This window comes from Pseudopedobacter beijingensis (genome assembly GCF_042678145.1).
GTDB lineage: Bacteria > Bacteroidota > Bacteroidia > Sphingobacteriales > Sphingobacteriaceae > Pseudopedobacter > Pseudopedobacter beijingensis.
On the sequence record NZ_JBHUDG010000031.1, the window covers coordinates 1 to 1,231 of the forward strand.

1 protein-coding gene is annotated in these 1,231 nt (G+C 43.2%); it reads right to left on the reverse strand.

All coding sequences use genetic code 11. The features are described 5' to 3' along the window. Positions 1-12 precede the first annotated feature (12 nt). A protein-coding gene (locus tag ACFSAH_RS14100) for an IS3 family transposase (protein WP_379663382.1) occupies positions 13-1,175 on the reverse strand; the annotation gives its coding sequence in 2 pieces (ribosomal slippage) (positions 13-923 and positions 923-1,175; 1,164 coding nt in all). Positions 1,176-1,231: the final 56 nt, after the last annotated feature.

Genomic DNA, 1,231 nt, shown 5'->3' on the forward strand with positions numbered 1-1,231 from the left:
TGTAATCTTACCCTAGCTAGCTACACCCAAAACTAAAGAATTCCAATCAGAATTGCTATTGCTATCCTGTTGGAATGTGGGAAACTCAGAGAGTTTTCCATATTTCAACAGGAACTCTGCCGGTGTTAACTGTCCCAAAGAAGAATGAGGTCTTTCATTGTTATACATCCATGCCCACGCATCTGCATATTTCCTTATATCAGGCAAGCTGTCAAACATATAGCTATCCAGCACATCCTGTCTGAAAGTTCTGTTAAAACGTTCTATCAAACTATTTTGTGTGGGTTTGCCTGGCTGTATAAACTCCCATTGTATGTTGTTCTGCTCACACCACCCACGCATGGCCTCAGCGACAAACTCTGGGCCGTTGTCCGAACGGATCTTCTCGGGTTTGCCACGCCATTCCAGCAGTTTTTCCAGTTCCCGGATTACCCGTTGTGCGGGCAGACTGGTATCCACTGTAATGGAAAGTGCCTCCCGACTGAAATCGTCTATGACGTTCAATGTACGTATCGTTTTCCCACTGGCCAGCGTGTCGTGCATGAAATCAAGGCTCCAGGTGATGTTCGGTCCGATAGGACATAGTAAAGGTGATTTTACGCGTGCCGGAAGACGTTTCTTGCGCTTGTTGCGCAGATTAAGCCTCATAGATGTATAAATACGATAGACACGCTTATGGTTCCACATATATTGTAACTTTCTGAGTCGGTGATACATCATCCAGAATCCCCATGTACGGTGGAGTTCTGCTAGCTTGGAAAGCTGCTCGATGACCTCTGTATCATCTTTACGCTTTGCACGGTAATAAAATACAGATGTACTCAGAAAGAATATTGCACAGGCCTGCCGTAGGCTCATCCCGAAATATTCGCGGGCATAACCTACAAGCTCGCGCTTTTCGGCAGGCCCTAGAGCTTTTTTTCTATAACGTCTTTTAATACCGTATTTTGAAGAGTCAACTCAGCTACTATTTTCTTATACTGTGCCAACTCCCGTTCCATATCTTTCATCTGTTTGAGTTGCGAAGACTCCATACCTGAATATTTACTCTTCCAGACGTAAAAAGTACCCTGGCTAATGCCATGCTCTCGACAGATGTCTGTAACTGATTGTCCAGATTCTTGTGACTTCAAAATCTTGATGATCTGTGTTTCGCTAAACTTACTTTTTTTCATTACCCTAAATTATAAAACTACATTAATAATCGTAGCTGTTTTAAGGGAAGATTACA